We start from the raw sequence: 26640 nt of genomic DNA on the forward strand, positions 1-26640 counted from the left end.
TCGCGCATTAGGAGAAAAGTCTCAGGCATGAGGTAAAAAGTCTCACGCGTGAGACTTCAAGGCTCACGGATGAGGAAAAAAGTCTCGCGCATGAGGAGAAAAGTCTCACGCATGAGGAAAAAAGCCTCGCGCATGAGGAAAAAAGCCTCGCGCGTGAGGGAAGAAGCCTCACGCACCAGGCTCCGTGGCTCATCGCCGGCTTGGAACCGTCAGCACAAGAGGCTGGAAAGCCCGGAACCGGAGGCCCGGGCGCCGAAACACCCCATCAAGCGTCCTGGCGCGCCAAGGCGGCGCTCCTGCGCCGGGCATCACCACGCGTCTTCCAGCACCCGCGGCTTGCACGCCTGCCAGCCGCCGACCACCATCACCACCACGCTTGCCGCGAGCATCGCGAACGGCCATGCCCAGCCGCCGGTGGCTTCGTGCAGCACGCCGAACAGCACCGGCCCCAGGCTCGCCAGCGCGTAGCCCACGCCCTGCATGAAGCCCGACAGCGACGCCGAGCCGCCCGGCGTGCGCGTGCGCAGGTTGATCAGGGTCAGGCCGAGCGGAAACGTGCTGGGGCCAAGCCCGACCAGCGGCACCCACAGTAGCGGCGCGGCCATCGGTGCGAGCAGCAGGCCGGCAAAGCCGCCGAAGTGGCAGGCGGCGCAGGCCAGCACCAGCGGAAACGGATTCGCCACGCGCACCGCCAGCGCCGGGATCGTCAGCGCACTCACCAGCCCCAGCGCCGAATACAGCGCCACCATCGCGCCGCCGAACGCAGGCGTGGCGCCGGCTTCGGTGAGGATCTTCGGCAGCCAGGTGAACATCGAATACGTCGCCAGCGACGTCATGCCGAACATCAACGCCATGCCCCAGCCCAGCGAGGTGCGCCAGACCTTGCCGCGCGGCGCGGGCGCGGCCAGCTCCGGGGCCTCGTCACCGGCCGCGACGGCGGCATCGTGGCAGCGGGCCAGGCCGGACTCCTTGCGGCGCTCGATCCACAGCACACCGATCCACGGCAGCGCCGCGGCGATCGCCACCAGTGCCCAGGCGCCCATCGAGATGCGCCAGCCCACCGCCGCGGCCACCGGAACCGCGACCAGTGCCGGCAGGATCGTGCCCATCTGCAGCACGGTGATGTAGAGCGTGCTGAGCGTGCCGACGCGATCGGCGAAGTAGCGCTTGACCAGCGGCGGCAGCACCACGTTGCCGATGCCCATGCCGGCCAGCGCGACGATCGAGCCCAGCAGCAGCCCGCCGGTGCCGCCGGCGAGCGAGCGCAGCACCAGGCCCAGCGCGGCCAGCGCCATCGACAGCAGCGCGGCGCGTTCGAGCCCGATGCGGTGGGCGATGGCGGGCGTGGCGACGCCGAACACCGCGAACGCAGCGCTCGGCAGCATCCCCAGCACACCGGCCATGGTGCCGCCGAAGTCGAACACCCGGCCGAGCTCGTCGAGCAGCGGCGTGATCGAGGTGACCGCGGTGCGCAGGTTCAGCGCCGACAGCACGATGCCGGCCAGCACCAGCGCGCGGCCTTCCACCAGCCCGGGCCGGGCGGAGGAGGGCTGGGGTGCCTGCGTGCTCATGCGGTCGGAATCCAGGGACGGCGCGGCGGAGTGCGCGGCGGAAATACCGGGAGAAAGTGGCCGGAAACGAAAAAACCGGCGCGGGCCGGTTTCGTCTAAACCATTGATTCAATTGGTCGGGGAGACAGGATTCGAACCTGCGACCTCTACGTCCCGAACGTAGCGCTCTACCAGACTGAGCTACACCCCGACTGGGTGAGCCGCGCATTGTAAAGAGCCGGGCAGGGTCGCGGCAATAGGTCGGCGTGCAATCGTCGCGTCGTCGTTCGCGCGCTGGCGCCGTTGCGCGGGTCGAGCGGGGCGCAGCGGCTAAACTGTGCGGCTAGCGAATCCGCCCGGAGTCCTGCCTTGATCAAGCCCCGCACCCCGCCCGGGGTCATGGAGCTGCTGCCCCGTGACCAGATCGCGTTCCAGCGCATGCTGGACACGATCCGCCTGACGTTCGAGCGCTTCGGTTTCCTGCCGGTGGAAACACCGGTCTTCGAGCTGTCCGAGGTGCTGCTGACCAAGTCCGGCGGCGAGACCGAGCGGCAGGTGTACTTCGTGCAGTCGACCGGGGCGCTGGAGAAGCAGGGCGAGGGCCTGCCCGAACTTGCCCTGCGCTTCGACCTGACCGTGCCCTTGGCTCGCTACGTGGCCGAACACGAGCACGAACTCGCGTTCCCGTTCCGCCGCTACCAGATGCAGCGCGTCTATCGCGGCGAACGCGCCCAGCGCGGCCGCTTCCGCGAGTTCTACCAGTGCGACATCGACGTGATCGGCAAGGACGCGCTGTCGCCGCGCCATGACGCCGAGATTCCCGCGGTCATCGCGTCGGTGTTCGAGGCGCTGGATATCGGGCAGTTCACCATCTGGCTCAACCACCGCAAGCTGCTGCGCGGGTTCTTCGAGGGGCAGGGCATCGAAGGTGAACGCCAGCTCGCGGTGCTGCGCGAGCTCGACAAGCTCGACAAGCGCGGCGAGGACGCGGTGCGTTCGACGCTGGTCGGCGAGGATTTCGGCCTTGCCGCGGACGTTGCCGACAGGCTGCTGGCGTTCTCGCGCGTGCGCTCGGCCGGGCACGACGACGCGCTGGCGAAGCTCGACGCGCTCGGCGCGGGCACCCCACTGTTCGAGGAAGGCCGCGCCGAACTGCGCGAGCTGCTCGGCCGGTTGAAGGCGATGGGCGTGCCCGAGTCGCGCTACGCGATCAACCTGTCGATCGCGCGCGGCCTGGACTACTACACCGGCATGGTCTACGAGACCACGCTCGACGCCTACCCGCAGATCGGTTCGATCTGCTCGGGCGGCCGCTACGACAACCTCGCCAGCCACTACACCAAGTCGAAGCTGCCGGGCGTGGGCATTTCGATCGGCCTGACGCGCCTGTTCTTCCAGCTGCGCGACGCCGGCCTGGTCGCGGGCGCCGACAGCTCGGTCGACGCGCTGGTGACCCTGCTCGACGATGCCGGCCTCGACCACGCTTTGGCGCTGTCGCAGCAGCTGCGCGCGGCCGGGCTCAACGTCGAAACCCAGCTGGAACCGCGCAAGCTGGCGAAGCAGCTGCAGTACGCCGACCGCGCCGGGATTCGCTTCGTGGTGATCCGTGGCGGCGACGAGGCGGCCAGGGGCGCGGTGGCGGTCAAGGACCTGCGGCGCGGGGAACAGTTTGAAGTGGCCGATGCCGGGCTGGCGCACAGGCTGCTTGTCGAGCGCGGGCAATCGAGCGTCGCAGGCAACCCGTGACCTTCCGCAGGAGCGGCTTCAGGCGCGAGCTCCTGGCCTGGCATGGCAGGCTGTTTGCAGGAGCGAGCTCCTGGCCTGGCATGGCAGGCTGTTTGCAGGAGCGAGGGAAGCCGCTCCTGCAGCAATCCGGACGGCCGGACGTCACCCGAGTTGAATACAACCCACAGGATCGCAGCATGAAATCCATTCACCTCGACGGCCAGTCGCTGACCGGCCGGCAACTGCTCGCAGTCGCCCACGGCGCCACAGTCGAACTCGACGACGGCGCGCTGCGCAAGGTCGCGCGCGCGGCCGAGTTCCTCGCCGAACAGGTGCGCCGCGAGGAGCCGATCTACGGCGTCTCCACCGGCTTCGGCAGCAACGCCGACAAGCTGCTCGGCGCGCACCCGCTGCGCGACGAATTGCCGGGCGCACGGCCCAGCGGCCGTTCGCTGCACGAAGAGCTGCAGACCAACCTGATCGTCACCCACGCGGTGTGCGTGGGCGAGCCGTTCGCGCCCGAAGTCGTCCGCGCGATGCTCTGCATCCGCGTCAACACGCTGCTCAAGGGCCATTCGGGCATCCGGGTGCAGACCCTGCAGGCGCTGGCGGCGATGCTCAACGCCGGCGTGGTGCCGGTGGTGCCGCAGCTGGGTTCGGTGGGCGCGTCGGGCGACCTCGCCCCGCTGTCGCACCTGGCCATCGTCCTGCTGGGCGGCGGCGAGGCATTCTTCGAAGGCCAGCGCATGCCGGGCGCGGACGCGCTGCGGCGCGCCGGCCTGCAGCCGGTGTCGCTGTCGTACAAGGAAGGCCTGGCGCTGAACAACGGCACCGCGCAGATGCTCGCCACCGGCATGCTGGCCGTGCAGAAGCTCGAAGACCTGCTCGACACCGCCGACCTTGCCGCGGCGATGACCATCGACGCCTTCGCCGGTCGCCTGGGCGCGTTCGCCGAGGAAGTACACGCGCTGCGCCCGCACCCGGGCCAGGTGCAGGTGGCGGCCGGACTGCGCTCGCTGCTGGACGGTTCCACGCTCGCCGACATCCCGTACCACCTGGTGCCCAGGTTCCGTTCGTGGCAGCCGTCGAGCTGGGAGTCGGATTCGCCGCAGCAGCCCAACTTCGACATCGGCTGGGAGTGGGTGCCGTTCTCGCAGCGCCACGGCCGCGAAAAGTTCTACCAGCGCTTCAAGCCCTTCCGCGGCGGCAAGAAGCACCAGCCGCAGGACAGCTATTCGCTGCGCTGCATCCCGCAGGTGCACGGTGCGGTGCGCGACGCGGTGGCACAGGCGCGGCGCGTGCTCGACATCGAGCTCAACGCGGTCACCGACAACCCGCTGGTATTCCCCGACAGGCAGGCCGAGCACGTCGAGCAACAGGTGATTTCCGCCGGCCATTTCCACGGCATGCCGCTGGCGCTGGCGATGAGCTACGTCAAGGCCGCGATCCCGGTGCTGGCCTCGATCTCCGAGCGCCGCCTCAACAAGCTGGTCGACCCGGCCACCAACGACGGCCTGCCGGCGTTCCTGATCGGCAACGAGGACGGCACCGAGTCGGGCTTCATGATCGTGCAGTACACGGCGGCCGCGATCGTCAACGACCTCACCAGCCGCGCGATGCCGGCGTCGGTGTATTCGATCCCGACCAGCGCCAACGCCGAGGACCACGTGTCGATGGGCGCCAACGAGGCGCGCCACGTGCTGGCGATGGCCGACGACCTGGGCAAGGTGCTGGCGCTGGAGTTGTACACCGCCGCGCAGGCGCTGGACCTGCGCCGCCGGATGATCAGCGCCGCGCGCGATCTTGCCGGGCGCGCCGATGCCCGAGCGCTGGCGGCGAAGATCCATGGCGCACCGGCGACCGACGCCGCCGAGCACGCCGGGTTCCTCGACGAGGTGGAGGCGCTGCGCGTCGAGCTCGCCTCGGGCGACGACTACCACCCGGGCGCCGCGGTCGCCGCCGCGCACGCCGCCCTGCGCGACGCCATCGCCTTCCTCGACCGCGACCGCGCGCTCGACGGCGAAGTCGCCACCGCCGTGCGCCTGGTCGCCGACGGCAGCCTGCTCGCCGCCGCACGCGGCGTCGGCCCGGCATGAACCTCGCGCTGCACAGCGGCTGGCTGGGCGCGCTGGAAGCGGGCGCGATCGCCTTCGCAATCGGCCTGCTGGCCTACCTGCTGAGCCACGTCATCGCCCGCGCGCTGCGCTGGCCGGAGGGCCATGCCATCGGCTGGGCCGCGTTCGCCGGGGTCGCGATCGGTGGCGGCATCGACCTTTGGCACCTGTTCTCGCTGTTCTTCGTCAATCCCGGCTCGCCGGCGCGGGTGCAACTGGCGCTGGCTGGCATCAACGACCCGGGCGGCTTGGGCATGCGCGTGGTGATGGAAATCGTGGGTGCCTGCAGCGGCGCGCTGGTCGGGTGGATGGCGTTCGAGTCGCGTCGCGCGGATGACGCGCCGCCGCCGTAGGAACTCCCGGGACGGCACCCTCGCAGGGCTGCGAGTCAGGAGGCGGGTTCGAGCAACCCGGCGCGACGCAGCGCGTCGATCAGCAACTGCCGGTTCGCCGTTGGCGAGCTTGACCAGCCGGTCACGCTCTCGACGACCTTGCCTTGGCGCACGATGTGGAATTTCGGCATCGACCAGGTCGGAAGGAGCGACCATTCGTCGCGGTCGTGGATCATCTCCGCCCGTGCGGTGGGGAAGCGCCGGTTCCATTCGCGGACCGCGTCGATGGACTCCACGCCCGGCGTGCCGACCAGCCAGTGCGCGTGTCGGGCGAAGATGGGGCCCAGTACCGGGTCGGCGGAGATGTCTTTGGCGGCGTCGGTCGAGAAATGGCAGCCGGCGGTGACCAGGATCTGCGTGGGCCCGAGGTCGATGGCAGTGCGCGTGACGCGGCTGCTATCAGCATTCATGCGCCACACCGTGGCGGCGCGCGTGTCGCGCGCCAATGGATCATCAAAGGCGGGCAGTGCGGGGAGGTCGGCATCCGGGTGGGTGGCGGTGAAGCGACGGGCCTGCCCGAAGCGACGCCCCGAGAGCAGGATGCTGCGCATCTGGCGCAAGTCATGCAGGTCCACGATGCCGCGACCTTCGCATTCCTTGAAGACGGACGAAGCCTTGCCGGCATTCGTGGACGATGGCGCAGCCAGCGCCACCTGTGCGGCGGCGCGCCAGAGCAGGCGCAGGTCGTGGTCGGCCAGGCGGTGCAGGTCTTCGGGCTGATCCGCTTCGGGGAAGAGCACTTTGAAGCGCGAGGCGGTGATGCCCGCGATCGCGAGGTCGTCGTGCGCCCGGCCCGCGGCATTGAGCTGCTGCTGGTACAGCGCGTAGCGTCGTTCCAGGTCGCTGATGTGATCCCGGTCGCCGGGATCGCGATGCAGCCCAATTGCGGCCGCGCGGCTGGCAGGCGCATAGGCAATCATGTTGCTGCCAAAGAGTGCGAGCACCGCGTGGATCCGTGCGTCGTCGAGTTCCTCGGCAAGGTCGGCCGGATCGAAGCCACCGAGGCCGTGGCTGCTCCATTCCAGGCTGGACAGGAATCGCGCGCGGGCGCCTGCCGAGAACGCATCCAGCGGCGTCGATTCGCCCGCGGCTGCATGCCGGCGCAGGTAGTCGTCGAGCTGCGCCTGGCTGCGGAGCACGAGGTCGCGGTGCTCTGCCGGTGGTTCTGTGCCCACCACGGTCTGCGCATTTGCGTGCCGCCCGGGCACGCCGAGCAGCAGGATCAGGAGCGCCAGCAGCACGGTGCAGTGGCTTGGCGATGTCATTTTCATTCGACATCCTGAAACAGCAGACCCGCAGGGTAGCAGCCGACAGTCCATTGCCCACGCAAGCCTTGTGGGAGCGGCTTCAGCCGCGAGCGCCAACGGAGGTACGCGGGCATTGCCCTCGCAGGAGCGCGCCTGGGCACCACCGCCTTATCGGGGAAAGCAGGCTGCGCCCAAGCGCGCTCCTGCAACAATGCATCGCTGCAACATCGAAGAGCTCGCGGCTGAAGCCGCTCCTACAAGGGCAGGTGCAGGATTCCCCGGGATCAGGCGGCGCTGATCGACGTCTTCACGCAATCACGCCCGTTGGCCTTGGCGGCGTAGAGCGCGCGGTCGGCGATCTCGATCGCGGCGTCGATGTCATCGACCGACCCGGGCGCGATCGTATGCACGCCGACGCTGGCGGAGATCCGGATGCTGTGGCCCTGGGCGCCGCACGGGCTCTCGACCAGCGCACGGCGCAGGCCTTCGGCCACTTCCACGGCTTCGTGCAGGCCGTGCCTGGGCAACCCGACCACGAACTCCTCGCCGCCGAAGCGGGCCAGCAGCGCATCGTGCGCGCGCAGCACCTTGCCGATCCGCTGTGCGGTGAAACGCAGGCAGTCGTCGCCGACCAGGTGGCCGTGGCGATCGTTGATGGCCTTGAAATGGTCGAGGTCGATCATCAGCAGCGACACCGCCTGGTGCGACTGCTGGCCATCGACCAGCATCTTCTCGAACGCCTCGTGGAAGTACGTGCGGTTGTACAGCCCGGTCAGGCCGTCGCGCCGGCTGGAGTCGCGCAGGCGACCGTGTGCTTCTTCCAGCTGCACCAGCGCGGCGCGGACTTCCTGGGTGCGCTGCGCCACCTTGCGTTCAAGCTTCTGGTTGGCGTCGCTGACGATGCGCTCGTTCTCCCTGCGCAGCGAGGCATAACGATTGCCCAGCGCGATCGACAGCAGCAGCATTTCGGTGGCCGAACCGATCTGCACACCGTACTCGGTGTAGAAGGTCTTGGGCAGGACGCCGAAGGCGACCAGGGTGAACATCGTGGTGCCCAGCAGGAACATCGACCAGGCCAGCATGAACAGCCTGGCGGGCACGTAACCGCGCCGGACCACGACGATGCCGGCCACGGCGATCCACAGCACGCCCACCAGCACCGCGCGCGCCGCGATCGGGGTGGACATGCGGTACGGCAGCCACAGCGAGGCGATGCCCAGCAGCAGGAAAAAGCCGATCAGTGCGAGGCTGACCAGGTTGCCGCGCGGGAAGCGCTCCTTCAGCTCAAGGAAGGTACGGGCAAACTGCTGCATGCCGATCAGCGCCAGGCAGATCGACAGCGGCACCGATTTGTCGGTCATCCACGCCGAGTTCGGCCACAGGTACTCGAAGCCCAGGCCGTTGAGAGTGAACAGCACCATGCCGAACGCGCTGAGGTGGAACAGGTACCAGAAATAGCTGGCATCGCGCAGCATCAGCCAAAGCACGAGGTTGTAGAAGAACAGCGCCAGCAGGATCCCGTAATAGATGCCGATCGCGAACTGCGCGTCGCGGGCGAGCGACGCGAACGCGGTGGTGGTGAACAGCGCCAGCGGCACCTGCATCGAGCTTTCGCTCTGCACCCGCACCAGCAACTCGACCGGTTGCCCGGTCGGCAGGTCGAACTGGAAGTTGGGGTGGCGGTCGTGGATGCTGCGCGAACCGAACGGGCGGTGGTCGCCGCTGGCCTGGTGGACGACGCGGCCGTCGGCGTAGCGCACGTACAGGTCGATGTAGTCGCTCAGCGCGTACTGCTGCACGAGGATCCAGCGGGTCTCGACGGCGTCGTGGTTCACCACGTTGGCGTGGAACCAGTAGGCGCCCGGCTGGAAGCCGAATTCCGACTGTCCCCCCGGCAGCGGCGAGAACTCGCCGGCCGCATAACGACGGAACGCGTCCGTGGCATCGTCGATGCCGCCGCTGTCGTGGCGATAGGCGAGGTAGGACGACAGCTGGATATCGCCGTGCCCCGGTTCGAGCTGCAGCACCTGCTGTGCCGAGGCGACGCCCGGAAGCCATGCCGCGACGAGGATCGCGAACAGACATGCGAGCATCCGTACGTTGCGCATTCCCGTGCCCCCGTATCGTCCCCGGGGCGCCGCAGCGACCCCTGCCGGCATTCTACGTCAGCTGGATGCCGGGGTAACCGGGGCCCGCTTCGCGCACGGCCGGGTGCCTGCGCGGCGGCATAATGGAAGCGGTTTCGACAACGGGAGGTCCACGATGCGGCGTGGGCTGGCGGCGGTACTCTGGCTGGCGTGCGGTGTCGCTTCCGCGCAGCCGCAGGGCGGGGTGGTGTTCGACGACGGCAACGGCAACGGCGTTCGCGATGCCGGGGAGGCGGGCATTGCCGGCGTCGCGGTGTCGAACGGGCACAGGGTTGTGCGCACCGACGGGCAGGGCCGCTACGCCTTGCAGATGGCTGCTGGCGAGACGATCTTCGTGGTCAAGCCGGCCGGCTGGAAGGTACCTGCGGGCGCGGAGGGGCTGCCGGCGTTCTGGCGGCAGCAGCCGCTGCGCGCGCCCTCGGCGCTGCATTACGGCGGATTGCCGGCGGGGCCGCTGCAGGAACGCATCGATTTCGCGCTGCGCCGCGCACCTGGGCCGGACACTGACCTCGACGTGCTCGTCTTCGCTGATCCGCAGCCGAAATCGCGCACCGACATCGACTATTACCGCCGCGACATCGTCGCCCCGCTGCTCGGCAACACGCCCGCGACGCTGGGCCTGGGCCTGGGCGACATCGTCGACGACGACCTGTCGCTGTACCCGGCCATCAATGCCGTCACCACCTCGCTGCACGTGCCTTGGCTGCACTTGGCCGGCAACCACGACATGGACACCGATGCGGCGACCGACGCCGATGCACTGCAGACCTTCCGCCGCCATTTCGGCCCCGACACCTTCGCCTGGGAAGAGTCGCGCGCCACCTTCGTGATGCTCGACGACGTGATCCACCAGCCGGGGCAGAAGCCGGCGTACGTCGGCGGCTTCCGCGACGACCAGTTCGCCTTCCTCGAAGCCTACCTGCCGACCGTCCCTAAGGACCACCTGCTGGTCCTGGGCATGCACATCCCGCTGTTCGAGGCCGCGGGCCGGGAGACGTTCCGTGATGCCGACCGCGAGCGCCTGTTCGCGCTGCTGCGCGACTTCCCGCACGTGCTGGTTCTCAGCGCGCACAGCCACACCCAGCAGCACTGGTTCCATGACGCAGGCACCGGCTGGCACGGCGCGCAGCCGCTGCACGAGTACAACGTCGGCGCCAACTGCGGTGCGTTCTGGTCGGGAGTGAAGGATGCCGACGGGATTCCCGACGCGACCATGGCCGACGGCACGCCCAACGGTTACGCCACGCTGCGGGTTTCGCGCGACGGGGAGTACGCGCTGGCCTGGCATCCGGCGCGGCTGCGTGGCGGCGACCCGGCCTTCACCGCGGCGATGGCGCTGCATGCGCCAAAGGTGCTGCGCGAAGGCGCCTATCCTGCCTGGGGCGTGTACGCCAACGTGTTCATGGGCCGCGACGACACGCGCGTGGAATACCGGGTTGATGGCGGCGACTGGACGCCGATGGCGAAGGTGGCGCAGACCGATCCGCGGCTGCTGGTGGAGAACGTCCGTGACGATCTTGCCGATGCGCTGCGCGGCTACGACCGTTCGCCGGAGGCCAAGCCATCCGCGCACCTGTGGCGCGGCGCGTTGCCGACCGGCCTGGGCATTGGCGAGCACCGCGTCGAAGTGCGGGCATTCGATGCATCGTTGAGTGAACAGCGGGCGACCATCACCTACCGGCTGCAGGGGGCCGTGGAATAGGGCGGGCGATGGCCATCGAAGCGCCCATCGACTTGCCCGACAGGCATTTCCGCAACGCGTCGGCTTGGAAGACGTGGCGGTCGTCGCACGCCGGAGACCGCGGGCCGTGGCGATGCTCGCGAGGAGCGAGAAGATCCACGGTTGACGCCGCGTAGGAGCGGCCCATGGCCGCGAGCTCCTGCTTCTCCGGACGGGAAAGCCTCGCGGCCATGGGCCGCTCCTACGGGGGCGGCGGCAGGGGCATCGATGGTTCGCCGCGTTCCGCTGGTTCCTGCGGCGCGGCAACCGCATCGTAGGGATACGGCACGACCGGCCCCGGCTCGAGTTGCGACCGCCACCGCTGCAGCATCGGGATGATCGCATCGCCCACGTCGATCTGCGGCAGTGATGGCGTCTCGCCATCCTCGTCTTCCCACTGCGAGATTTCATCGGCGGCGATGCCATAGGCGTCGATGAAGCTGGTGGTGCGATTGAGCCCGTCCACCAGCCAGGCGCGGCCGAAATAGGTGGCGTCGGATTCGCTGCCGCAGCCGAACGAGCTGCGGTCGGCGCGGGCGGCGGTCACCACCAGCGTGCGTGCGTCGCGCAGCGCGGGGATGAAGCCGCCCGAGTAGCAGGCCGAGATCGCCACCACCCGATTGCGGATGCCGGCGTCGTCGAGCGCCGCACGCAGTTCGCGCGGCGTGATCCACTGTTCCAGGACCGGCGGCAGCTGCACGGCCAGTTCGTGCTCCTCGGTGCCGTGCAGGGTCAGGTAGAGCAGCAGCACGTCCTCGTCGCGGTCCATCGCCTTGCCCACGCCGGCCAGCGCGATGCGCAGGTTCTCCAGGGTCGCGAGCGGCCGCGGCGCGGTGGTCAGGCTGTCGAGGTGGTTGACCAGGGTCACCACGCGGCCGTGCGCGCCGAATCGCGTCGACATCAGCGCGTCGAGGTAGGCGACCTCGTTGCGGAACACGTCCTCGGTGCTGTCGCCGGCAAAGCCGACGACGTAGAGATCGACCTGGCCGGGGCGCTGCGGCGTGAGCGCCGCGATGTCGGCGGCAAGCAGGCGCTGGTCGCGCGCGGTGATGCTCTCGTCCTCGGCGCATGCCGGCAGCAGCAACAGGGCAGCGACCCCCAACACGGCGGCGACGATGCCCGGGCGCCGCCACCGGGTCATGTCGCGACGGGGTCGATGTCGGTGAAGCGCTCCACCCGCGCGTGGCCGTTCGTCGCGGCGCCGGTGCGCGGTTGCGGGTAATCATCGCGGCGGTCGACCAGCACCGTGCGCATGCCGGCGTCGCGCGCGGCGTCCAGCTCCTCGACCACGTCGGACAGGAACAGCACGTCGGCCGGTTCGCGGCCGAGCGAGCGGGCGATGCCGCGGTAGCTGTCCGCCTCGCGCTTGTGGCCGACCGCGGTGTCGAAGAAGGCATGGAACAGCGGCAGCAGGTCGCCGGCGTCGGAGTTGCCGAACAGCAGCCGCTGCGCCGGCACCGAGCCGGAGGAATACACGGCCAGCGTGTAACCGGCCTCGTCCCAGCGACGCAGCGCCTCGACGGCATCGGGATACACCGGCGCGGTGAAATCGCGGCTGCGGTAGCCGGCCTCCCAGACCATGCCCTGCAGCGCCTTGAGCGCAGTGTGCTTGCGGTCCTGGTCGATCCAGCCCTGCAGCGTTTCGACGATCATCGAGTCCTGGCACATGCCGCCGTTTTCCATGGCGACCTGGTCCAGCCAGTGGCGCACCTGCGGCTCGCTTCCGCGTGCGCGCACGAAGCCGGGCAGGGCCTGGCGGGCATAGGGGAACAGCACGTCCTTGACGAAGGAAATGCTGCTGGTGGTGCCTTCGATGTCGGTGAGGATGACGGGTTTCATTGGGAGCCGGGATTGGGATTCGTGATTCGGGATTCGGAACGAGAGGCCGGGCGGGATGGGGATGTCGCGTTTCCGGATCCCCGTTGCCGGTTCCTACTCCCTGTAGCGCGGGAAGCGCCGGGCGATGTCGGTGCCGGTGAAGTGGCCGACCCAGCCGTCCGGCTCGGTGAAGAAGCGGATCGCCACGAAGCTCGGTTCCGGCCCCATGTCGAACCAGTGGGTGGTGCCGTCGGGCACCGCGATCAGGTCGTCCTTCACGCACTCGATCTCGTAGACCCTGTCGCCCACGTGCAGGGTGAACAGACCGGAGCCGGCGACGAAGAAGCGCACCTCGTCTTCCTTGTGGAAGTGCTCGTCGAGAAACTTGGCGCGCATTTCCTCGCGCTTGGGATTGTCAGGCGCAATGCTGACCACATCCACCGACTTGAAGCCGCGCTCGGCGACGAGCCGGTCGATGTCCGCGCGATAGGCGGCCATTACATCCTCCGCACTGGCGCCGGGCGCGATCGGCTGCGCGGCCTGCCAGCGTTCGAAGGTGACGCCGATCTCCTGCAGCTCGCGGGCGATCGCGTCGCCGTCGCTGCTGTCGAACTCGGGAGTGTCGGGGGCGTTCTCGGCAAAGATGCGCAGGCGGCTCATGGCAATGACTCGGGTGGGGAGGCCAGCCTACCGAGGCTGGCCTGCGCGGGCACGGGGGAGCTGTGGCCCGTAGGTCGGGGCTATGCCCCCGACGCTCGATCGATCGGTGGCGGCGCATGTATCGGATGGCGCGGGGCGTCGGGGGCGTAGCCCCGACCTACGGCCGGTGATCGATCGTGACATGGGTTTTGGGTGGCGCGAGGCTACCTGCAGCCGAGCTTGCGCAGCTCCAGTTCGCAGCCGAGCAGGAATTCGAACGCTTCGAGGTGGCGCCGCGCCTCGGCCATGTCGCGGCCCCAGGCGTACAGGCCGTGGCCGTCGATCAGGTAGCCCCACATGCGGCCCTGGTCGAGCAGGGCGTCGACCTGCGCCGCCAGCACCGCCATGTCCTGGGTGTTGGGCAGCACCGGCAGGTCGAGTTCGGTCTCGTGCGTGGTGTTGCCGCTGAAGGCCTTGAGCAGTTCGTAGCCTTCCAGGTGCACGTGGCCGTTGCCGGCGTACAGCCGCGAAGCCACGGTCTGCACCTGCGAGTGGGTGTGCAGCACGCAGCCGATATCCGGGAAGCGGCGGTACAGCTGCGTGTGCAGCCCGGTTTCCGCGGACGGGCGGTGGTCGCTGCCGACGGCGCGGCCGTCGAAGTCGACGACCATGATGTCGGCCTCGCGCAGCTTGCCCTTGTCGCGGCCGGAGACGGTGATCGCGGCGTGGCGGTCGTCGAGGCGGCGCGAGAAATTGCTGCTGGTCGCGGGGGTCCAGCCGAGCGCTGACAGTTCGCGCACGTTGACGATGATTTCGCCGGCCAGCTCGTACAGGCGGTGGGTGTCGTAGGGGAGGGCGTTGCTCATGCCTGCGAGTTTACCGCCGCGGCAGCGGCGATGGCTGCTCGGCGAGGGCGTTGCGGATCAGGCCCGCTTCGCGCCCCGCCCGAACCCGCGCCACGCCGCCCACGCCAGCAGCGCGACGATCAGCGCGCCCACCAGCGTTTTCACCGGGCTGGAGTACACCAGCAGGCCGCAGGCGGCCAGCGCGCCCATGCCGAGCAGGCGCTCGCGCGTGCCCGAGGGCTTGCCGGGCGCGCCCAGCAGCAGGCTCAGGCCGGCGGCGATGTAGGCCATCACCACCAGCATCACCACCATGTCGATCAGGGTCCGGAACTGGTCGCCGACCGTGGGCGCCGAGGTGATCACGACGATCGCCGACATCGCCGCCGCGACGATAAGCAATCCCCACCCGGCCGAGCCGTTGGCGCGCAGGCGGCCGAAGATCGACGGCAGCATCCCGCGCTGGGCGGCGCGCGCGCCGGATTCGCCGGTGACCAGCATCCAGCCGCCCAGCGTGCCGGTGGCCTTGAGCGCCGCCGCGGCCGCAATGAGCGGGATCGCCCAGGCGCCGAACATCTTGCCGGCGACCAGCGCGAACGGCGCGCTCGACGCGGCCATCTCGGGCGCCGGCACGATGCCCATCATCAGCACCGACGACACCAGGTACACCACGCCGGCGATGAGGATGCCGCCGATGGTCGCGCGCGGCACATTGCGGTCGGGGTCGTCGACCACGCCGGCGATCATCGCGCCGGTTTCCAGGCCGACGAAGGCCCAGAAGATCGGCGCCAGCGAGCTGAACACCACCGAGGCGTCGGAATGCCCGGTGACGTTCCACGCCGCGCGGTAGATGTCGCCGTCGAAACTCGCCCATCCGGCGGTCAGCACCGCAACGACCGGGAGCAGGCCGAAGACCACGCACATCGACTGGAACCGCGCGATCCCGCGCGGTCCGAGCAGGTTGAGCGCGAACATCAGCCAGATCAGCACGACCTGCCCGACCAGCCGCACCGCCGGGCTGTCGTCGATCGGCAGCAGGATCACCAGGTAGCCGAACGCGGCCACCGCGATTGCGTTGTTGCCGACCCACGACGAGATCCAGTACAGCGTGGTGGCGAGGAAGCCCATGTCGCGGCCCAGCGCCGGGCGCACGTAGTCATCGGGCGACTGCATGTCCGGGTACTGCCGCGCCAGCCGCGCGAACGCGCCGCCCAGCACCACCGCCAGCACCGTGCCCAGCAGCCAGGCCAGCGCGGTGACGCCGCCCGACTGCGCCAGCGTCGCCGGGAGCAGGAAGAAACCGGAGCCGATCATGTTGTTGGCGACCACGAAGGTCGCGAGCACCGGCCCGATCTTGCGCGCGGAAGAAGCATTCATCGCCGGTCCCCTCGTGGCCGATGGTTTCGCCCGCGACCTCCGGGCGGCAGATGGAAGAATGGCGCGGTCATCCGCGCCATTCTTCCCTGTAGCAAGTGTTCCATCCCGCCTCGCCGTCAGGCCTGCGGGCCCTCGTGGAACGGCGGCTCCGGCGGCGGCACGTTGCCGTCCTCGGCGTCGCGGATGCCGCGGCCCAGGTCGCTGTGGCGATAGCCGTAGAAGCGATAGACGATGATGCCGATGATCGCCCAGCCGAAGAACAGGCTGATGGTGTACAGCGACAGGTTCACGAACAGCAGCAGGCAGCCGGCGATCGCGAGCGGGCAGACGATCCACACCAGCGGCGTGCGGAACGGGCGGTGGCGGTTGGGCTGCTGCTTGCGCAGGATCATCACTCCGATCGACACCATGATGAAGGCGAACAGCGTGCCCGAATTGGAGATGTCGGCCAGCACGCCGACCGGGAACATCGCCGCGAACATCGCCACGAACACGCCGGTGATGACCGTGATCACGTGCGGGGTGTGGTACTTCGGGTGCACCTTCGACAGGAACTCGGGCAGCAGGCCGTCGCGCGACATGGTGAAGAAGATGCGGGTCTGGCCGTAGATCATCATCAGGATCACCGACGGCAGCGCCAGCGCCGCGGCCAGGCCGATCATGTTGCCAACGCCGCCGAATCCGATCATGCGCATCACGTGTGCCAGCGGCTCCTTGCTGCAGACCAGCGCCTCGGTGTGGCTGAGGCAGGCCGCGGCCATTTCCGGCGTGCCGGGCTGCAGGAAGCTGCCATCGGCGCCGACCATTGGCGCCGAACCCGCGGCGCCCACCGCGCCGTAGCCGACCAGCAGGTAGAAGATGGTGCAGATCAGCAGCGAACCGAGCAGTCCGATCGGGATGTTGCGGTTGGGATTCTTGGTTTCTTCCGATGCGGTCGACACCGCATCGAAACCGACATAGGCGAAGAAGATCGAAGCCGCGGCGCCGAGCACGCCGATACCGCCCATCGGGCTGCCCCAGCCGGTCGGGAAGAAGGGTTCGAAGTTGGCGCTCTGCACCGCCGGCAGCGAGATCGCGATGAAGGCGATCAGGGCCGCGACCTTGATCGAAACAAGTACCGCGTTGACCTTGGCCGACTTGGAGGTGCCGATCACCAGCAGCCAGGTCACCAGCAGGGCGATGCCGCAGGCCAGGATGTTGAACGTGCCGCCGTCGTAAGGACCCGAGCGCAGCGCGCGGGGCAGTGCCAGCGACCCTTCCTCTACCAGGCCGAACAGGTTGGTGTGCATCAGCAGGCCATTCATGTAGCCCGACCAGCCGACCGAGACCGCGCCGGCCGCCACCGCGTACTCGAGCACCAGCGCCCAGCCGACCACCCAGGCCAGCCCTTCGCCGAGCACGCCGTAGGTGTAGGTGTAGGCGGAGCCGGCGACCGGCACCATCGAGGCAAGTTCGGCATATGCCAGCGCGGCCAGCGCGCAGACCACCGCGGCAATGACGAACGCGAGCATCATCGCCGGACCGGCCTTCTGCCCGGCCTCGGCGGTGAGCACGAAGATGCCGGTGCCGATGACCGCACCGATGCCGAGCATGGTCAGCTGGAATGCCCCCAATTGCCTGGTCAGCGCCTTCTTGCCGGCGGTTTCGAGAATCTTGTCGAGCGGCTTGACGCGCCAAAAAAGCATTGAGTGACTCCCCGGGACTGATGTTGCTGGATGGACGGCATACCGGCCGCTGTGCGGCCGGGACTGCGCGACCATAACCGCCGCGGCACCGCGCGCACAAGCGCCATCGGCGCCCGCTGCATCGCTAGAATTGCGCCATGGAGAACGGGAACCCCTTGCCGCACCGCAACATCGACGCCTCCCCCGCGGCGTCCGATTGCGCGCTGCAGGCGGCGCTGCATGACTACGCCCGGCGCTGGCCCGCCGAGGCCGGCTGCGTCGACGATTTCCTCGTCCTGCTGGCCGATCACGACGATCCGTTCATGCGCGAACGGCTTGCCGGGCACTTCACCGCATCGGCGTGGCTGGTCGACCGCGGCGGCACGCGCATCCTGCTTACCCACCATCGCAAGCTCGGCCTGTGGCTGCAGTTGGGCGGGCATGCCGATGGCGACCGGGACCTTGCGCGTGCCGCGCTGCGCGAGGCGGAAGAAGAGTCCGGCCTGGCCGGCCTGAGGGTGGTGCCCGGCATCTTCGACCTCGACCGCCACCGGATTCCCGAGCACAAGGGAGTGCCCGCGCACTGGCACCATGATGTGCGCTACGTCGTACGCGCAGGCGACGATGAGAACTTCGTGGTCAGCCACGAATCCCATACGCTGGCGTGGCGCGACATCGCATCTCTGGCACGCGACGAGGGCGCCGACGCGTCGCTGCGGCGCATGGCCGTGAAGTGGCTCGAACATCCCGCAAGTGCGTAGGTCGGGGCTACGCCCCCGACGCTTCGGGATCTGTGGCGTCCGGGACGTAGCCCCGACCTACTGTTGTGCGACGCCACAAGATATCAATCGGCACGGCAGGCGACGCGCGATCCGATTGTCCGCAGGAGCGCCCCATGGGCGATGGCTCCGCGGGCGATGACGGTCGCGCCCATGGGGCGCTCCTGCAAGGCGCAGGATCCGGCCTGCCTCGATCAGTACAGCACCCGCGTGCGCAGCGTGCCCGGGATGCCCGCCAGCGCGGCGCGCAGCTCCGCCGCCTGGCCCTCGCTGGCGCTCACGTCGATCACCACGTAGCCCACCTTCGCATCGGTGCGCAGGTACTGGCCGTCGATGTTGACGCCGTGCCGGCCGAACACTTCGTTGACCTGCGACAGCACGCCCGGCACGTTGCGGTGGATGTGCAGCAGGCGGCGGCTGCCGGCGTGGCCGGGCAGGGTGACCTCGGGGAAATTCACCGCCGACAGCGTGCTGCCGTTGTCGCTGTAGCGCACCAGCTTGGCCGCGACCTCGACGCCGATGTTGTCCTGCGCCTCCAGCGTGCTGCCGCCGACGTGCGGGGTGAGGATGACGTTGTCCAGCCCCAGCAGTGGCGATTCGAACGGGTCGTCGTTGCCCTTGGGCTCGCTCGGGAACACGTCCACTGCCGCGCCGGCAAGGTGTCCGGAGCGCAGCGCGCCGGCCAGCGCGTCGATGTCCACCACGCTGCCGCGCGAGGCATTGATCAGGTGGGTGCCCGGCCGCATACGCGCGATCTGCGCTGCGCCGAACATCAGCTTCGTGGCCGGTGTTTCCGGCACGTGCAGGGTCACCACGTCGCTGCGCGCGAGCAGGTCGTCGAGGTCGACCGCCGCGCGCGCGTTGCCCAGCGAGAGCTTGGTTTCGATGTCGTGGAACAGCACGTGCATGCCCAGCGCCTCGGCCAGCACGCCGACCTGGGTGCCGATGTGGCCGTAGCCGACGATGCCGACGGTCTTGCCGCGCGCCTCGTGGCTGCCGGCGGCCGACTTCGACCAGCCGCCGCGGTGGCACTGCGCGTTCTTCTGCGGCACGCCGCGCAGCAGCATGATCGCCTGCGCGAGCACCAGCTCGGCGACGGAGCGGGTGTTGGAGTAGGGCGCGTTGAAGACCGGGATGCCGGCCAGCTGCGCGGCATCGGTGTCGACCTGGTTGGTGCCGATGCAGAAACAGCCGATCGCCAGCAGGCGCCGTGCGTCCGCCAGCACCTCGGCGGTCAGGTGGGTGCGCGAGCGGATGCCGACGAAGTGCGCCTCGGCGATGCGCTGGCGCAGTTCGTCCTCCGGCAGCGACTTGGCGTGCAGGTCGATGTTGGTGTAGCCGGCGGCGCGGAAGGTATCCACGGCGGTCTGGCTGACACCTTCCAGCAGCAGGATGCGGATGTCCTGCTTGGGATACGAGGTTTTGGTCATCGTCGGCGGGGGGAGGGGGACGAAATCAGTTTGCCAGCAACCGGGCGCATTTGCTGCACTGCCGCACTGGACGCACGAAAGTCCGGCTGGCACGCTGGGCGCCCGCCTGCCGCCGCCACGCCATGACCGATCCGCGCCTCGAGTCGTTGTTGCAGGCAGTCCCCGGACTGCGCCTGGAAACCGCCCAGGCGGAGCTTGAGCACTACGGCCGCGACTGGACCCGGCGCTGGACGCCGGCGCCGCTGGCGATCGCGCTGCCGGCGGACGCGGTGCAGGTGCAGTCCATCGTCCGCTGGGCCGGCGTGAACGGGGTCGCGATCGTGCCCTCCGGCGGCCGCACCGGCCTGTCCGGCGGCGCGGTGGCGGCCAACGGCGAACTGGTGCTGAGCCTGGCGCGCATGAACCGGGTGCTCGGCTTCGACGCCATCGATCGCACGCTCACCGTGCAGGCCGGGATCACGCTGCAGGCGGTGCACGAGGCCGCGGCGGAACACGGGCTGGCCTATCCGGTCGATTTCGCCGCGCGCGGCTCGTGCAGCATCGGCGGCAACATCGCCACCAATGCCGGTGGCATCCGCGTCCTGCGCCACGGCAACACCCGCGAATGGATCGCCGGGCTGAAGCTGGTGGCCGGCACCGGTGAATCGCTCGACCTCGGCCGCGGCCTGGTCAAGAACTCCAGCGGCTACGACCTGCGCCACCTGGCGATCGGTTCGGAGGGCACGCTGGGAATCGTGGTGGAAGCCACGCTGAAGCTCACCGATCCACCGCCGCCGACCCAGGTGATGCTGCTGGCGCTGCCCTCGTTCGAGGTGCTGATGGAAGTGTTCGCGCAGCTGCGCAGCCGCCTGCGGCTGGAAGCGTTCGAATTCTTCACCGACCGCGCGCTGCACCACGTGCTCGCGCACGGCGGACAGGCACCGTTCGATGAGGTGCATCCGTATTACGTGGTCACCGAATTCGCGATGCAGGGTGACACGGACGAAGCGGCGATGCTGGCCGCGTTCGAGCATTGCACGGAGCGCGGCTGGGTCAGCGACGGCGTCATCGCCCAGGGTGAATCGCAGGCGGCGCAGCTGTGGCGGCTGCGCGAAGGCATCACCGAGAGCCTGGCGCGGTACACGCCGTACAAGAATGACGTGTCGGTGCGGGTGTCGGCGATGCCGGCGTTCCTCGCCGAGGCGCAGGCGCTGCTGGCGCGCGGGTATCCGCAGTTCGACGTGGTCTGGTTCGGCCACATAGGCGACGGCAACCTGCACATCAACGTGCTCAAGCCCGAAGGCATGGTCGATGCGGAATTCGTCGGCCAGTGCGAGCAGGTCACCAGGGTGCTCGCCGAAACGCTGCAGCGCCATGGCGGCAGCATCTCCGCAGAGCACGGGATCGGGCTGGTGAAGAAGCCTTACCTCGGGTCGACGCGCAGCGCGGCGGAGATCGAAGTGATGCGCGGGATCCGGCGGGTGCTGGACCCGCACGGGATCATGAATCCGGGGAAGCTGTTCGATCCTTGACCGCAATACTGTAGGAGCGGCCCATGGCCGCGAGCTCTTGATTCTGCGCCGGCCACCAGTTCGCGGGAATCAGAAGCTCGCGGCCACGGGCCGCTCCTGCAAAGGCAGGGGCAGGGAGCCGGAGTGCGGGACGTCAGTCCGCGCGGCCGCCGAATTCGCCGGTCGTGGTATTCACCCACACCCGCTCGCCGTTGCCGATGTACTCGGGCACCTGGATCTCGATCCCGGTGCTGAGCTTCGCCGGCTTGGGGCGCTTGGTCGCGGTGCCGCCCTTGAGTTCGGGCGGCGTCTCGACCACTTCCAGCACCACGCTCTGCGGCAACTGCAGCGCCACCGGCTGTTCGTCGATGATCTGCACGTAGCACTCGGCCAGGCCGTCGCTGATGTAGCCCGCGTCGTCGCCGACGACGTCCGCGTCGAGCGTGTACGGCGTGTAGTCCTCGTCGTCCATGAACACGAACGCGTCGCCGTCCTTGTACGAGAACGTCACCTGCCGGCGTGACAGCTCGACTTCCTTGAGCTCGTCGTCGCCGCCGAGGCTCAGGTCGAACTTGTTGCCGCCGGGCACCGAGTACATGGTGAAACGGAACTTGACGTTGCCGCCGCGGCCCTGCGGCGAACTGCGCTCGATGTCGCGCACCTGGTACACGGTACCGTTGTGCTCGACCACGTTTCCTTTCTTGACGTCGTAGGCTTTCATTGGATTCGGGATTCGGGATTCGGGATTCGGGATTCGGGATTGGAAGAAGCCGGGTCGGGGCGGGTTGGCGGTCTCTTTCGCGAATCCCCAATCCCCAATCCCCAATCCCGGCTTCACCTCACTTGGGCGCCAGCCGCACCGCGCCGTCGAGGCGGATGGTTTCGCCGTTGAGGTAGCGGTTGCCGAGGATGTACGCGACCAGGTCGGCGAACTCCTCCGGCTTGCCCAGGCGCGACGGGAATGGGATCGAGGCGGAGAGCGACTGCTGCACGTCGTCGGGCATGCCGTCGACCATCGGCGTCCAGAAGATGCCCGGCGCGATGGTGTTGACGCGGATGCCGAAGCGGGCCAGTTCGCGCGCCATCGGCAGGGTCATGCCGACCACGCCGCCTTTCGATGCGGAATACGCGGCCTGGCCGATCTGGCCCTCGTAGGCGGCCACCGAGGCGGTGTTGACGATCGCGCCGCGCTCGCCGTCGTCGCCGGCGTCGTTGTGCTGCATCTGCGCGGCAGCGGCCTTGGCGACGTTGAAGCTGCCGACCAGGTTGACCATCACCGTGGCGGCGAAATTCTTCAGCGGCATCGGCGCCTCGCGGCCGAGCACGCGGCCGGCACCGAGGATGCCGGCGCAGTTGATCGCGGCGTTGAGCCCGCCGAGGAACTCCTTCGCCGCGGCAACGTTGGCGGCCACGCCGTCCTCGTCGGTGACGTCGGTGCGGAAGTAGTGCGCGTTGGCGTCGCCGAGCGCCGCGACCGCCGCCGCGCCCTTGTCGTCGTTGACGTCGAACAGGGCGGCCTTGCCGCCGTCGGCGACGATGCGCGTGGCCACGGCCAGGCCCAGGCCGGAAACGCCGCCGGTGACGACGGCGCGGATTGAATCGGATTGCATGGGGATATCCGGGAAGGCGGAAACCGGCGATTTTAACCGCGATGGCGCAGGTCCGGGCCAATCCTCCGGGTCGATGCAGGAGCGCGTCGAGGGCGCGTTGGGTTTCGCCAGTGAGGCATCGCGCCCATGGGGCGCTCCTACAGGTCCCGCAGGTAGAAGGTGTTGCAGCCGCCGTGGCCGGTGGCGCCCAGCGGGCCGTCGATGCGCCGGAAGCCGCTGCGCTCGTAGAGCTTCATCGCCGCGTCCATGCCGCACAGGCTCTCGAGGTAGCACTGGCGGAACCCGAAGCCGCGGGCGGCGTCCAGGCAGCGCGCCATCATGGCCGCGCCCACGCCGCGGCCGCGCAGTTCCGGCAGGAAGTACATCTTGCGCAGTTCGCAGGTGTCGTCGCTGCCGCCGAGCAGGGGTGCGATGCCGCAGCCACCCTTGACCTCGCCGGCGTCGACGACGACGAAGTACGCCGCGCGCTCGATGGCATACGCGCGGTGCATCCAGTCGACTTCCGGATCGTTGATCGCGAAGCCGTCGCCGACCGCGCCGAACTCCGGCATGACCGCGCGGATGACAGCGGCCATCGCGGCGTCGTCGCCGGCTTCGATCGGGCGGATGCGCGGCGCGTCAGGCATCGGTTTGGGTCGCCTGGTTGCCCAGGCGTCGCGCGAACTCGTCCGGCCGCAGGCCCGGCGCGAACAGGAAGCCCTGGCCGATCGGCACGCCCATCTCGAGCAGGAACTGGCGCTGCTGCTCGGACTCCACGCCCTCCGCGACCAGTCCCAGGCCGAGGCTTCGGGCAATGCCGGCAACCGCCTGGCAGACCGCGACGTCGGACTTGTTGCCCGGCACGCCCTCGACGAACAGCTGGCTCAGCTTCAGGCCGTGGATCGGCAGCCGCCGCAGGTAGTTGAGCGCGCTGTAGCCCTCGCCGAAGTCGTCGATGGTCAGCACCACGCCCTGTTCGCGCAGCCGGGCGAAGGTGCGCAGCGTGTCCGGGGCATCCTCGATCAGCACGCGTTCGGTGAATTCCAGTTCCAGTGCCGTGCCCGGCAGGTCGAATTCGGCCAGCACCCCGCGCACGTTGTCGGCCAGGTCGTCGCCGAGGAACTGGCGGTAGGACACGTTGACCGCGACGCGCACGATGCCCAGCCCGGCATCGCGCCACTGGGCGACCTGGCGGCAGGCTTCGCGCAGCACCCAGCTGCCGATGCGGACGATGTCGCCGGTGGTCTCGGCGTGGCCGATGAAGTGGTCCGGGCGCATCTCGCCGAGCTGGCGGTTCTGCCAGCGGATCAGGGCCTCGGCCGCGACGATGCGGCCGCCCTTGAGGGCGACCTGGGGCTGGTAGACCAGATGGAACTCGTTGTTGTCGGTGGCGCGGCGCAGGTGCGTCTCCACGCGCAGGCGGTCCTGCTGGCTCTGCGCCAGGGCGGGCGTGAACACCTGCCAGCCGTTGCGGATGCGCCGCTTGCTGTCGTACATCGCCGCGTCGGCGTTGTGGATCAGCGTCTGCGGCCGGTCGCCGTGCTCGGGCGCGCGCGCGATGCCGATGCTGGCGGTGATCGCGAACTCTTCCTTTTCGAAGCGGAAACTGTCGCCGAACGCATCGAGGATCGCATCGGCGACGCGTTCGGGTCGGCCGGGATCGTCGTCGGTGCTGCACACCACCAGGAACTCGTCGCCGCCGAAGCGGGCGATCAGGCCCTCGGTGCCCACCGCGCGCAGGATCCGGCGCGCGGCGCTGGTCAGCAACTCGTCGCCGGCGTTGTGGCCGAGCACATCGTTGACCACCTTGAAGCGGTCCAGGTCGATGTAGAGCACCGCGACGCCGGACTGCGTCGGGTCGGCCAGGCGCGCACTGATCTCGCCGAGGATCGCATCGCGGTTCATCAGCCCGGTGAGCGGGTCGCTGCGCGCCTGCACGCGCAGGGTTTCCTCGCCGTGCTTGAGTTCGGTGATGTCCTGCAGGGTGCCGGTCAGGTGCGAAGTGGCCGGGTCGCCCGGCACGCCGCCGCCGATGACCCGCACCCAGAACGCGTGGCCGTCGGCGCGTGCGCCCTGCAGCTCGAGGTCGAAGTCGCGCCCTTCGCTGATCGCCAGGTCCAGCGCCGCGTGCAGGCGCAGGCGGTCGCTGGCGGCGAGGCAGTCGATCATCTGCAGCATCGTCGCCGGCGGCGCCTGCTGCGCGAGGATGCGCACCGACTCGTCGGTGAGGTAGAGCTCGTCGCTGGTGCAGTCCCATTCCCAGCCGCCGATGTGCGCCAGCGCCTGCACGCGATCGAACAGGGCGCTGTCGCGCTTGAGTTCGGTGACGTCGCTGAACATCGACAGCACCTGGTGCGGCTTGTCGGCGTCGGCTGCGAACTGCGGCACCACCGTGACCGACAGCCAGCTCAGCTGGCGCCGCTGGCGATGGTAGAGGCCGATCAGGGTGCTCTCGATGATCCTGCCTTCCTGCATCGCGCGCACCGCCGGATACTCTGCTTCCGGCATCACCGTGCCGTCCTCGCGCACCAGCATCCAGTGCTCGAGCCGCATCGCTTCGTCGAGCGATTCGCTGCCGTCGATGCCCAGCAGGCGCAGTGCCGCCGAGTTGCCGTAGGTGAAGTTGAGGAACTCGTCCTGGACGACGATGCCCTTGTCGATCACCTCCATCAGCTCGCGGTAGCGCAGCTCGGCCTCGTGGCGGCTGCTCAGGTCGCGCGCCACCGCGACCAGGCACTTGCGGCCGTCATGCGTGAAGCCGGCCGAATGCACCTCGACCGGGAACCGGGTGCCGTCGGCGCGCATGTTGGTCACTTCGATGACGTAGGTGCGTCCGCGGTTGATCGTGTCCCAGACCGGGCCGAGGTGGCCCTTGGGCAGGTCCGGGTTCAGCACTTCGATCGGCTGGCCGATGATCTCCTCGCGCGGCCGCCGGTAGGCGCTCATGCCGGCCTTGTTGAGGTCGAGCACGATGCCGCGCTCGTCGAGGATGCTGACCGGGTCGGGCACGGCGTCGAACAGGGCGTGATAGCGCAGGCGCGCGGTCTCGGCGTCATTGCTGGCCGAGTGCAAGGCGTCGCGCGCAGCGGCCAGCAGCAGGCGCACGTCGGCGGGGATCGCCAGGTCGCGGCAGGCCGCGTCCAGCGCCAGCGCGATCTGCGCGGTGCCGTCGTTGGCCGACAGCCTCGAAGTCTCCTCCGGCAGCTGGCGGCCCGTGCTCATGCGGCCATCGAGGCCCGGGTGACCTTGCTGCCGGTATCGCGCCCGAGCAGCGCCGCGAGCCAGCGACCGGTGTCGCTGAGCGCGGCGAGGTCGATGCCGGTCGCGATGCCCATGCCATGCAGCATGTACGCGACGTCTTCGCTGGCGACGTTGCCGGTCGCGCCCTTGGCATAGGGGCAGCCGCCGGTGCCGGAGACGGCGGCGTCGACCACCGCCACGCCTTCTTCCAGGCAGGCCAGGATGTTGGCCAGCGCCTGGCCGTAGGTGTCGTGGAAATGCACCGCCAGCGCCGGCATCGGCACCGCTTCGGCCACCGCGCGCAGCATCGCGCGTGCCTTGCCGGGGGTGCCGACGCCGATGGTGTCCCCCAGCGAAACCTCGTAGCAGCCCATGTCGTGCAGGGCGCGCGCCACGCGCACCACGTCGGCGACCGGCACTTCGCCCTGGTACGGGCAGCCGAGCACGGTGGAGACATAGCCGCGCACGGGGATGCCGTCGGCCTTCGCACGCGCCAGCACCGGGGCGAAGCGGGCCAGCGATTCGTCGATGGTCGCGTTGATGTTGGCCTTGTTGAACGCTTCCGACGCGGCGGTGAACACCGCGATCTCGTCGGCACCGGCGGCGCGCGCACGTTCGTAGCCCTGTTCGTTGGGCACCAGCACCGGGTACCGCACGCCGGGCCTGCGGCGGATACCGGCGTAGACCTCGGCGGCGTCGGCCAGCTGCGGCACCCACTTCGGGCTGACGAAGCTGGTCGCCTCGATGGTCTGCAGCCCCGTGGCCGAAAGCCGGTCGACCAGTTCGATCTTGGCCGCGGTCGGGATGATCGTTTTTTCGTTCTGCAGCCCGTCGCGCGGGCCGACCTCGACGATGCGCACGGACGCGGGCAGGGCCA

At 69.2% G+C, this 26640-nt stretch carries 21 protein-coding genes and 1 tRNA gene; 6 read left to right on the plus strand and 16 right to left on the minus strand.

Annotated elements, in window-relative coordinates; genetic code table 11:
* Positions 1-308: 308 nt before the first annotated feature.
* Positions 309-1571: an MFS transporter gene (locus H570_RS0107360; protein WP_027080172.1), complete on the minus strand. Its 1263-nt coding sequence runs from the start codon at positions 1569-1571 to the stop codon at positions 309-311.
* A 113-nt stretch (positions 1572-1684) separates the two neighbouring features.
* Positions 1685-1761: transfer RNA gene (locus tag H570_RS0107365), tRNA-Pro, on the minus strand.
* 158 nt (positions 1762-1919) lie between these two features.
* Between H570_RS0107365 and hisS the strand changes: the two genes are divergently transcribed.
* The 3 genes from hisS (at position 1920) to H570_RS0107380 (ending at position 5742) form a co-directional block, all read left to right on the plus strand.
* Positions 1920-3296: a histidine--tRNA ligase gene (hisS, locus tag H570_RS0107370; protein ID WP_027080173.1), complete on the plus strand. Its 1377-nt coding sequence runs from the start codon at positions 1920-1922 to the stop codon at positions 3294-3296.
* 176 nt (positions 3297-3472) lie between these two features.
* A complete protein-coding gene (locus H570_RS0107375) occupies positions 3473-5371 on the plus strand; it encodes an HAL/PAL/TAL family ammonia-lyase (protein ID WP_027080174.1) in 1899 nt (632 codons plus the stop codon).
* Positions 5368-5742 (plus strand): hypothetical protein, encoded by a 375-nt coding sequence (locus H570_RS0107380; protein ID WP_027080175.1) that lies wholly within the window; start codon positions 5368-5370, stop codon positions 5740-5742. The genes H570_RS0107375 and H570_RS0107380 overlap by 4 nt, the downstream gene beginning before the upstream one ends.
* Before the next feature lie 35 nt (positions 5743-5777).
* On the opposite strand, the gene H570_RS16785 is transcribed toward H570_RS0107380, so the two are convergent.
* Together H570_RS16785 and H570_RS0107390 are read right to left on the minus strand one after the other, a co-directional pair.
* A complete protein-coding gene (locus H570_RS16785) occupies positions 5778-7022 on the minus strand; it encodes a hypothetical protein (RefSeq protein ID WP_156899887.1) in 1245 nt (414 codons plus the stop codon).
* Positions 7023-7312: 290 nt separating this feature from the next.
* Positions 7313-9136: a sensor domain-containing diguanylate cyclase gene (locus H570_RS0107390; protein ID WP_169447745.1), complete on the minus strand. Its 1824-nt coding sequence runs from the start codon at positions 9134-9136 to the stop codon at positions 7313-7315.
* A gap of 154 nt (positions 9137-9290) precedes the next feature.
* On the opposite strand from H570_RS0107390, the gene H570_RS0107395 reads away from it, so the two are divergent.
* The gene (locus tag H570_RS0107395) at positions 9291-10877 is read left to right on the plus strand and encodes a calcineurin-like phosphoesterase C-terminal domain-containing protein (RefSeq protein ID WP_027080177.1); all 1587 of its coding nucleotides are present in this window, start codon (positions 9291-9293) and stop codon (positions 10875-10877) included.
* Between the two features lie 220 nt (positions 10878-11097).
* On the opposite strand, the gene H570_RS16790 is transcribed toward H570_RS0107395, so the two are convergent.
* The 6 genes from H570_RS16790 to H570_RS0107425 form a co-directional block, all read right to left on the minus strand.
* On the minus strand, positions 11098-12036 hold the full coding sequence (locus tag H570_RS16790) for a C13 family peptidase (protein ID WP_051176214.1): 939 nt from the start codon (positions 12034-12036) through the stop codon (positions 11098-11100).
* Positions 12033-12734, minus strand: coding sequence for an acireductone synthase (mtnC, locus tag H570_RS0107405; protein WP_027080178.1), 702 nt, complete (start codon positions 12732-12734; stop codon positions 12033-12035). Before mtnC ends, H570_RS16790 begins: the two co-directional genes overlap by 4 nt.
* Before the next feature lie 93 nt (positions 12735-12827).
* A complete protein-coding gene (locus H570_RS0107410; RefSeq protein WP_027080179.1) occupies positions 12828-13373 on the minus strand; it encodes a 1,2-dihydroxy-3-keto-5-methylthiopentene dioxygenase in 546 nt (181 codons plus the stop codon).
* 203 nt (positions 13374-13576) lie between these two features.
* Positions 13577-14218: a methylthioribulose 1-phosphate dehydratase gene (locus tag H570_RS0107415; protein ID WP_027080180.1), complete on the minus strand. Its 642-nt coding sequence runs from the start codon at positions 14216-14218 to the stop codon at positions 13577-13579.
* Positions 14219-14275: 57 nt separating this feature from the next.
* Complete coding sequence (locus H570_RS16795; RefSeq protein WP_051176215.1) at positions 14276-15571, minus strand: amino acid permease; 1296 nt, start codon at positions 15569-15571, stop codon at positions 14276-14278.
* Between the two features lie 116 nt (positions 15572-15687).
* Positions 15688-17256 (minus strand): amino acid permease, encoded by a 1569-nt coding sequence (locus tag H570_RS0107425; protein WP_027080181.1) that lies wholly within the window; start codon positions 17254-17256, stop codon positions 15688-15690.
* Between the two features lie 137 nt (positions 17257-17393).
* Between H570_RS0107425 and H570_RS0107430 the strand changes: the two genes are divergently transcribed.
* A complete protein-coding gene (locus H570_RS0107430) occupies positions 17394-17996 on the plus strand; it encodes an NUDIX hydrolase (RefSeq protein WP_051176216.1) in 603 nt (200 codons plus the stop codon).
* 212 nt (positions 17997-18208) lie between these two features.
* Here the strand turns inward: H570_RS0107430 and serA are convergent, their stop codons facing one another.
* On the minus strand, positions 18209-19444 hold the full coding sequence (gene serA / locus H570_RS0107435) for a phosphoglycerate dehydrogenase (protein ID WP_027080183.1): 1236 nt from the start codon (positions 19442-19444) through the stop codon (positions 18209-18211).
* 122 nt (positions 19445-19566) lie between these two features.
* Between serA and H570_RS0107440 the strand changes: the two genes are divergently transcribed.
* Positions 19567-20955 (plus strand): FAD-binding oxidoreductase, encoded by a 1389-nt coding sequence (locus tag H570_RS0107440; protein WP_027080184.1) that lies wholly within the window; start codon positions 19567-19569, stop codon positions 20953-20955.
* A 133-nt stretch (positions 20956-21088) separates the two neighbouring features.
* Here the strand turns inward: H570_RS0107440 and yeiP are convergent, their stop codons facing one another.
* From yeiP to H570_RS0107465, 5 genes are all read right to left on the minus strand, one after another.
* Entirely contained in the window at positions 21089-21655 is a 567-nt protein-coding gene (yeiP, locus tag H570_RS0107445) for an elongation factor P-like protein YeiP (protein WP_027080185.1), read from the minus strand.
* A 118-nt stretch (positions 21656-21773) separates the two neighbouring features.
* On the minus strand, positions 21774-22544 hold the full coding sequence (locus H570_RS0107450) for an SDR family NAD(P)-dependent oxidoreductase (RefSeq protein WP_027080186.1): 771 nt from the start codon (positions 22542-22544) through the stop codon (positions 21774-21776).
* A gap of 137 nt (positions 22545-22681) precedes the next feature.
* Positions 22682-23170, minus strand: coding sequence for a GNAT family N-acetyltransferase (locus tag H570_RS0107455; protein ID WP_027080187.1), 489 nt, complete (start codon positions 23168-23170; stop codon positions 22682-22684).
* Positions 23163-25745, minus strand: coding sequence for a sensor domain-containing protein (locus tag H570_RS18170; protein ID WP_051176217.1), 2583 nt, complete (start codon positions 25743-25745; stop codon positions 23163-23165). Before H570_RS18170 ends, H570_RS0107455 begins: the two co-directional genes overlap by 8 nt.
* Complete coding sequence (locus H570_RS0107465) at positions 25742-26635, minus strand: hydroxymethylglutaryl-CoA lyase (RefSeq protein ID WP_027080188.1); 894 nt, start codon at positions 26633-26635, stop codon at positions 25742-25744. Before H570_RS0107465 ends, H570_RS18170 begins: the two co-directional genes overlap by 4 nt.
* Between the last annotated feature and the right edge of the window lie 5 nt (positions 26636-26640).

The organism is Luteimonas mephitis DSM 12574 (genome assembly GCF_000422305.1).
GTDB lineage: Bacteria > Pseudomonadota > Gammaproteobacteria > Xanthomonadales > Xanthomonadaceae > Luteimonas > Luteimonas mephitis.

Coding starts and splice junctions, on each gene's coding strand:
- H570_RS0107425 (WP_027080181.1), bottom strand. CDS start 17,256: ATGCTTTTTTGGCGCGTCAAGCCGCTCGACAAGATTCTCGAAACCGCC.
- H570_RS0107450 (WP_027080186.1), bottom strand. CDS start 22,544: ATGCAATCCGATTCAATCCGCGCCGTCGTCACCGGCGGCGTTTCCGGC.
- H570_RS0107410 (WP_027080179.1), bottom strand. CDS start 13,373: ATGAGCCGCCTGCGCATCTTTGCCGAGAACGCCCCCGACACTCCCGAG.
- yeiP (WP_027080185.1), bottom strand. CDS start 21,655: ATGAAAGCCTACGACGTCAAGAAAGGAAACGTGGTCGAGCACAACGGT.
- mtnC (WP_027080178.1), bottom strand. CDS start 12,734: ATGAAACCCGTCATCCTCACCGACATCGAAGGCACCACCAGCAGCATT.
- H570_RS0107440 (WP_027080184.1), top strand. CDS start 19,567: ATGACCGATCCGCGCCTCGAGTCGTTGTTGCAGGCAGTCCCCGGACTG.
- H570_RS0107375 (WP_027080174.1), top strand. CDS start 3,473: ATGAAATCCATTCACCTCGACGGCCAGTCGCTGACCGGCCGGCAACTG.
- H570_RS16790 (WP_051176214.1), bottom strand. CDS start 12,036: ATGACCCGGTGGCGGCGCCCGGGCATCGTCGCCGCCGTGTTGGGGGTC.
- H570_RS0107395 (WP_027080177.1), top strand. CDS start 9,291: ATGCGGCGTGGGCTGGCGGCGGTACTCTGGCTGGCGTGCGGTGTCGCT.
- H570_RS0107430 (WP_051176216.1), top strand. CDS start 17,394: ATGGAGAACGGGAACCCCTTGCCGCACCGCAACATCGACGCCTCCCCC.
- H570_RS0107455 (WP_027080187.1), bottom strand. CDS start 23,170: ATGCCTGACGCGCCGCGCATCCGCCCGATCGAAGCCGGCGACGACGCC.
- H570_RS0107380 (WP_027080175.1), top strand. CDS start 5,368: ATGAACCTCGCGCTGCACAGCGGCTGGCTGGGCGCGCTGGAAGCGGGC.
- H570_RS16795 (WP_051176215.1), bottom strand. CDS start 15,571: ATGAATGCTTCTTCCGCGCGCAAGATCGGGCCGGTGCTCGCGACCTTC.
- H570_RS0107415 (WP_027080180.1), bottom strand. CDS start 14,218: ATGAGCAACGCCCTCCCCTACGACACCCACCGCCTGTACGAGCTGGCC.
- H570_RS0107360 (WP_027080172.1), bottom strand. CDS start 1,571: ATGAGCACGCAGGCACCCCAGCCCTCCTCCGCCCGGCCCGGGCTGGTG.
- H570_RS18170 (WP_051176217.1), bottom strand. CDS start 25,745: ATGAGCACGGGCCGCCAGCTGCCGGAGGAGACTTCGAGGCTGTCGGCC.
- serA (WP_027080183.1), bottom strand. CDS start 19,444: ATGACCAAAACCTCGTATCCCAAGCAGGACATCCGCATCCTGCTGCTG.
- H570_RS0107390 (WP_169447745.1), bottom strand. CDS start 9,136: ATGCGCAACGTACGGATGCTCGCATGTCTGTTCGCGATCCTCGTCGCG.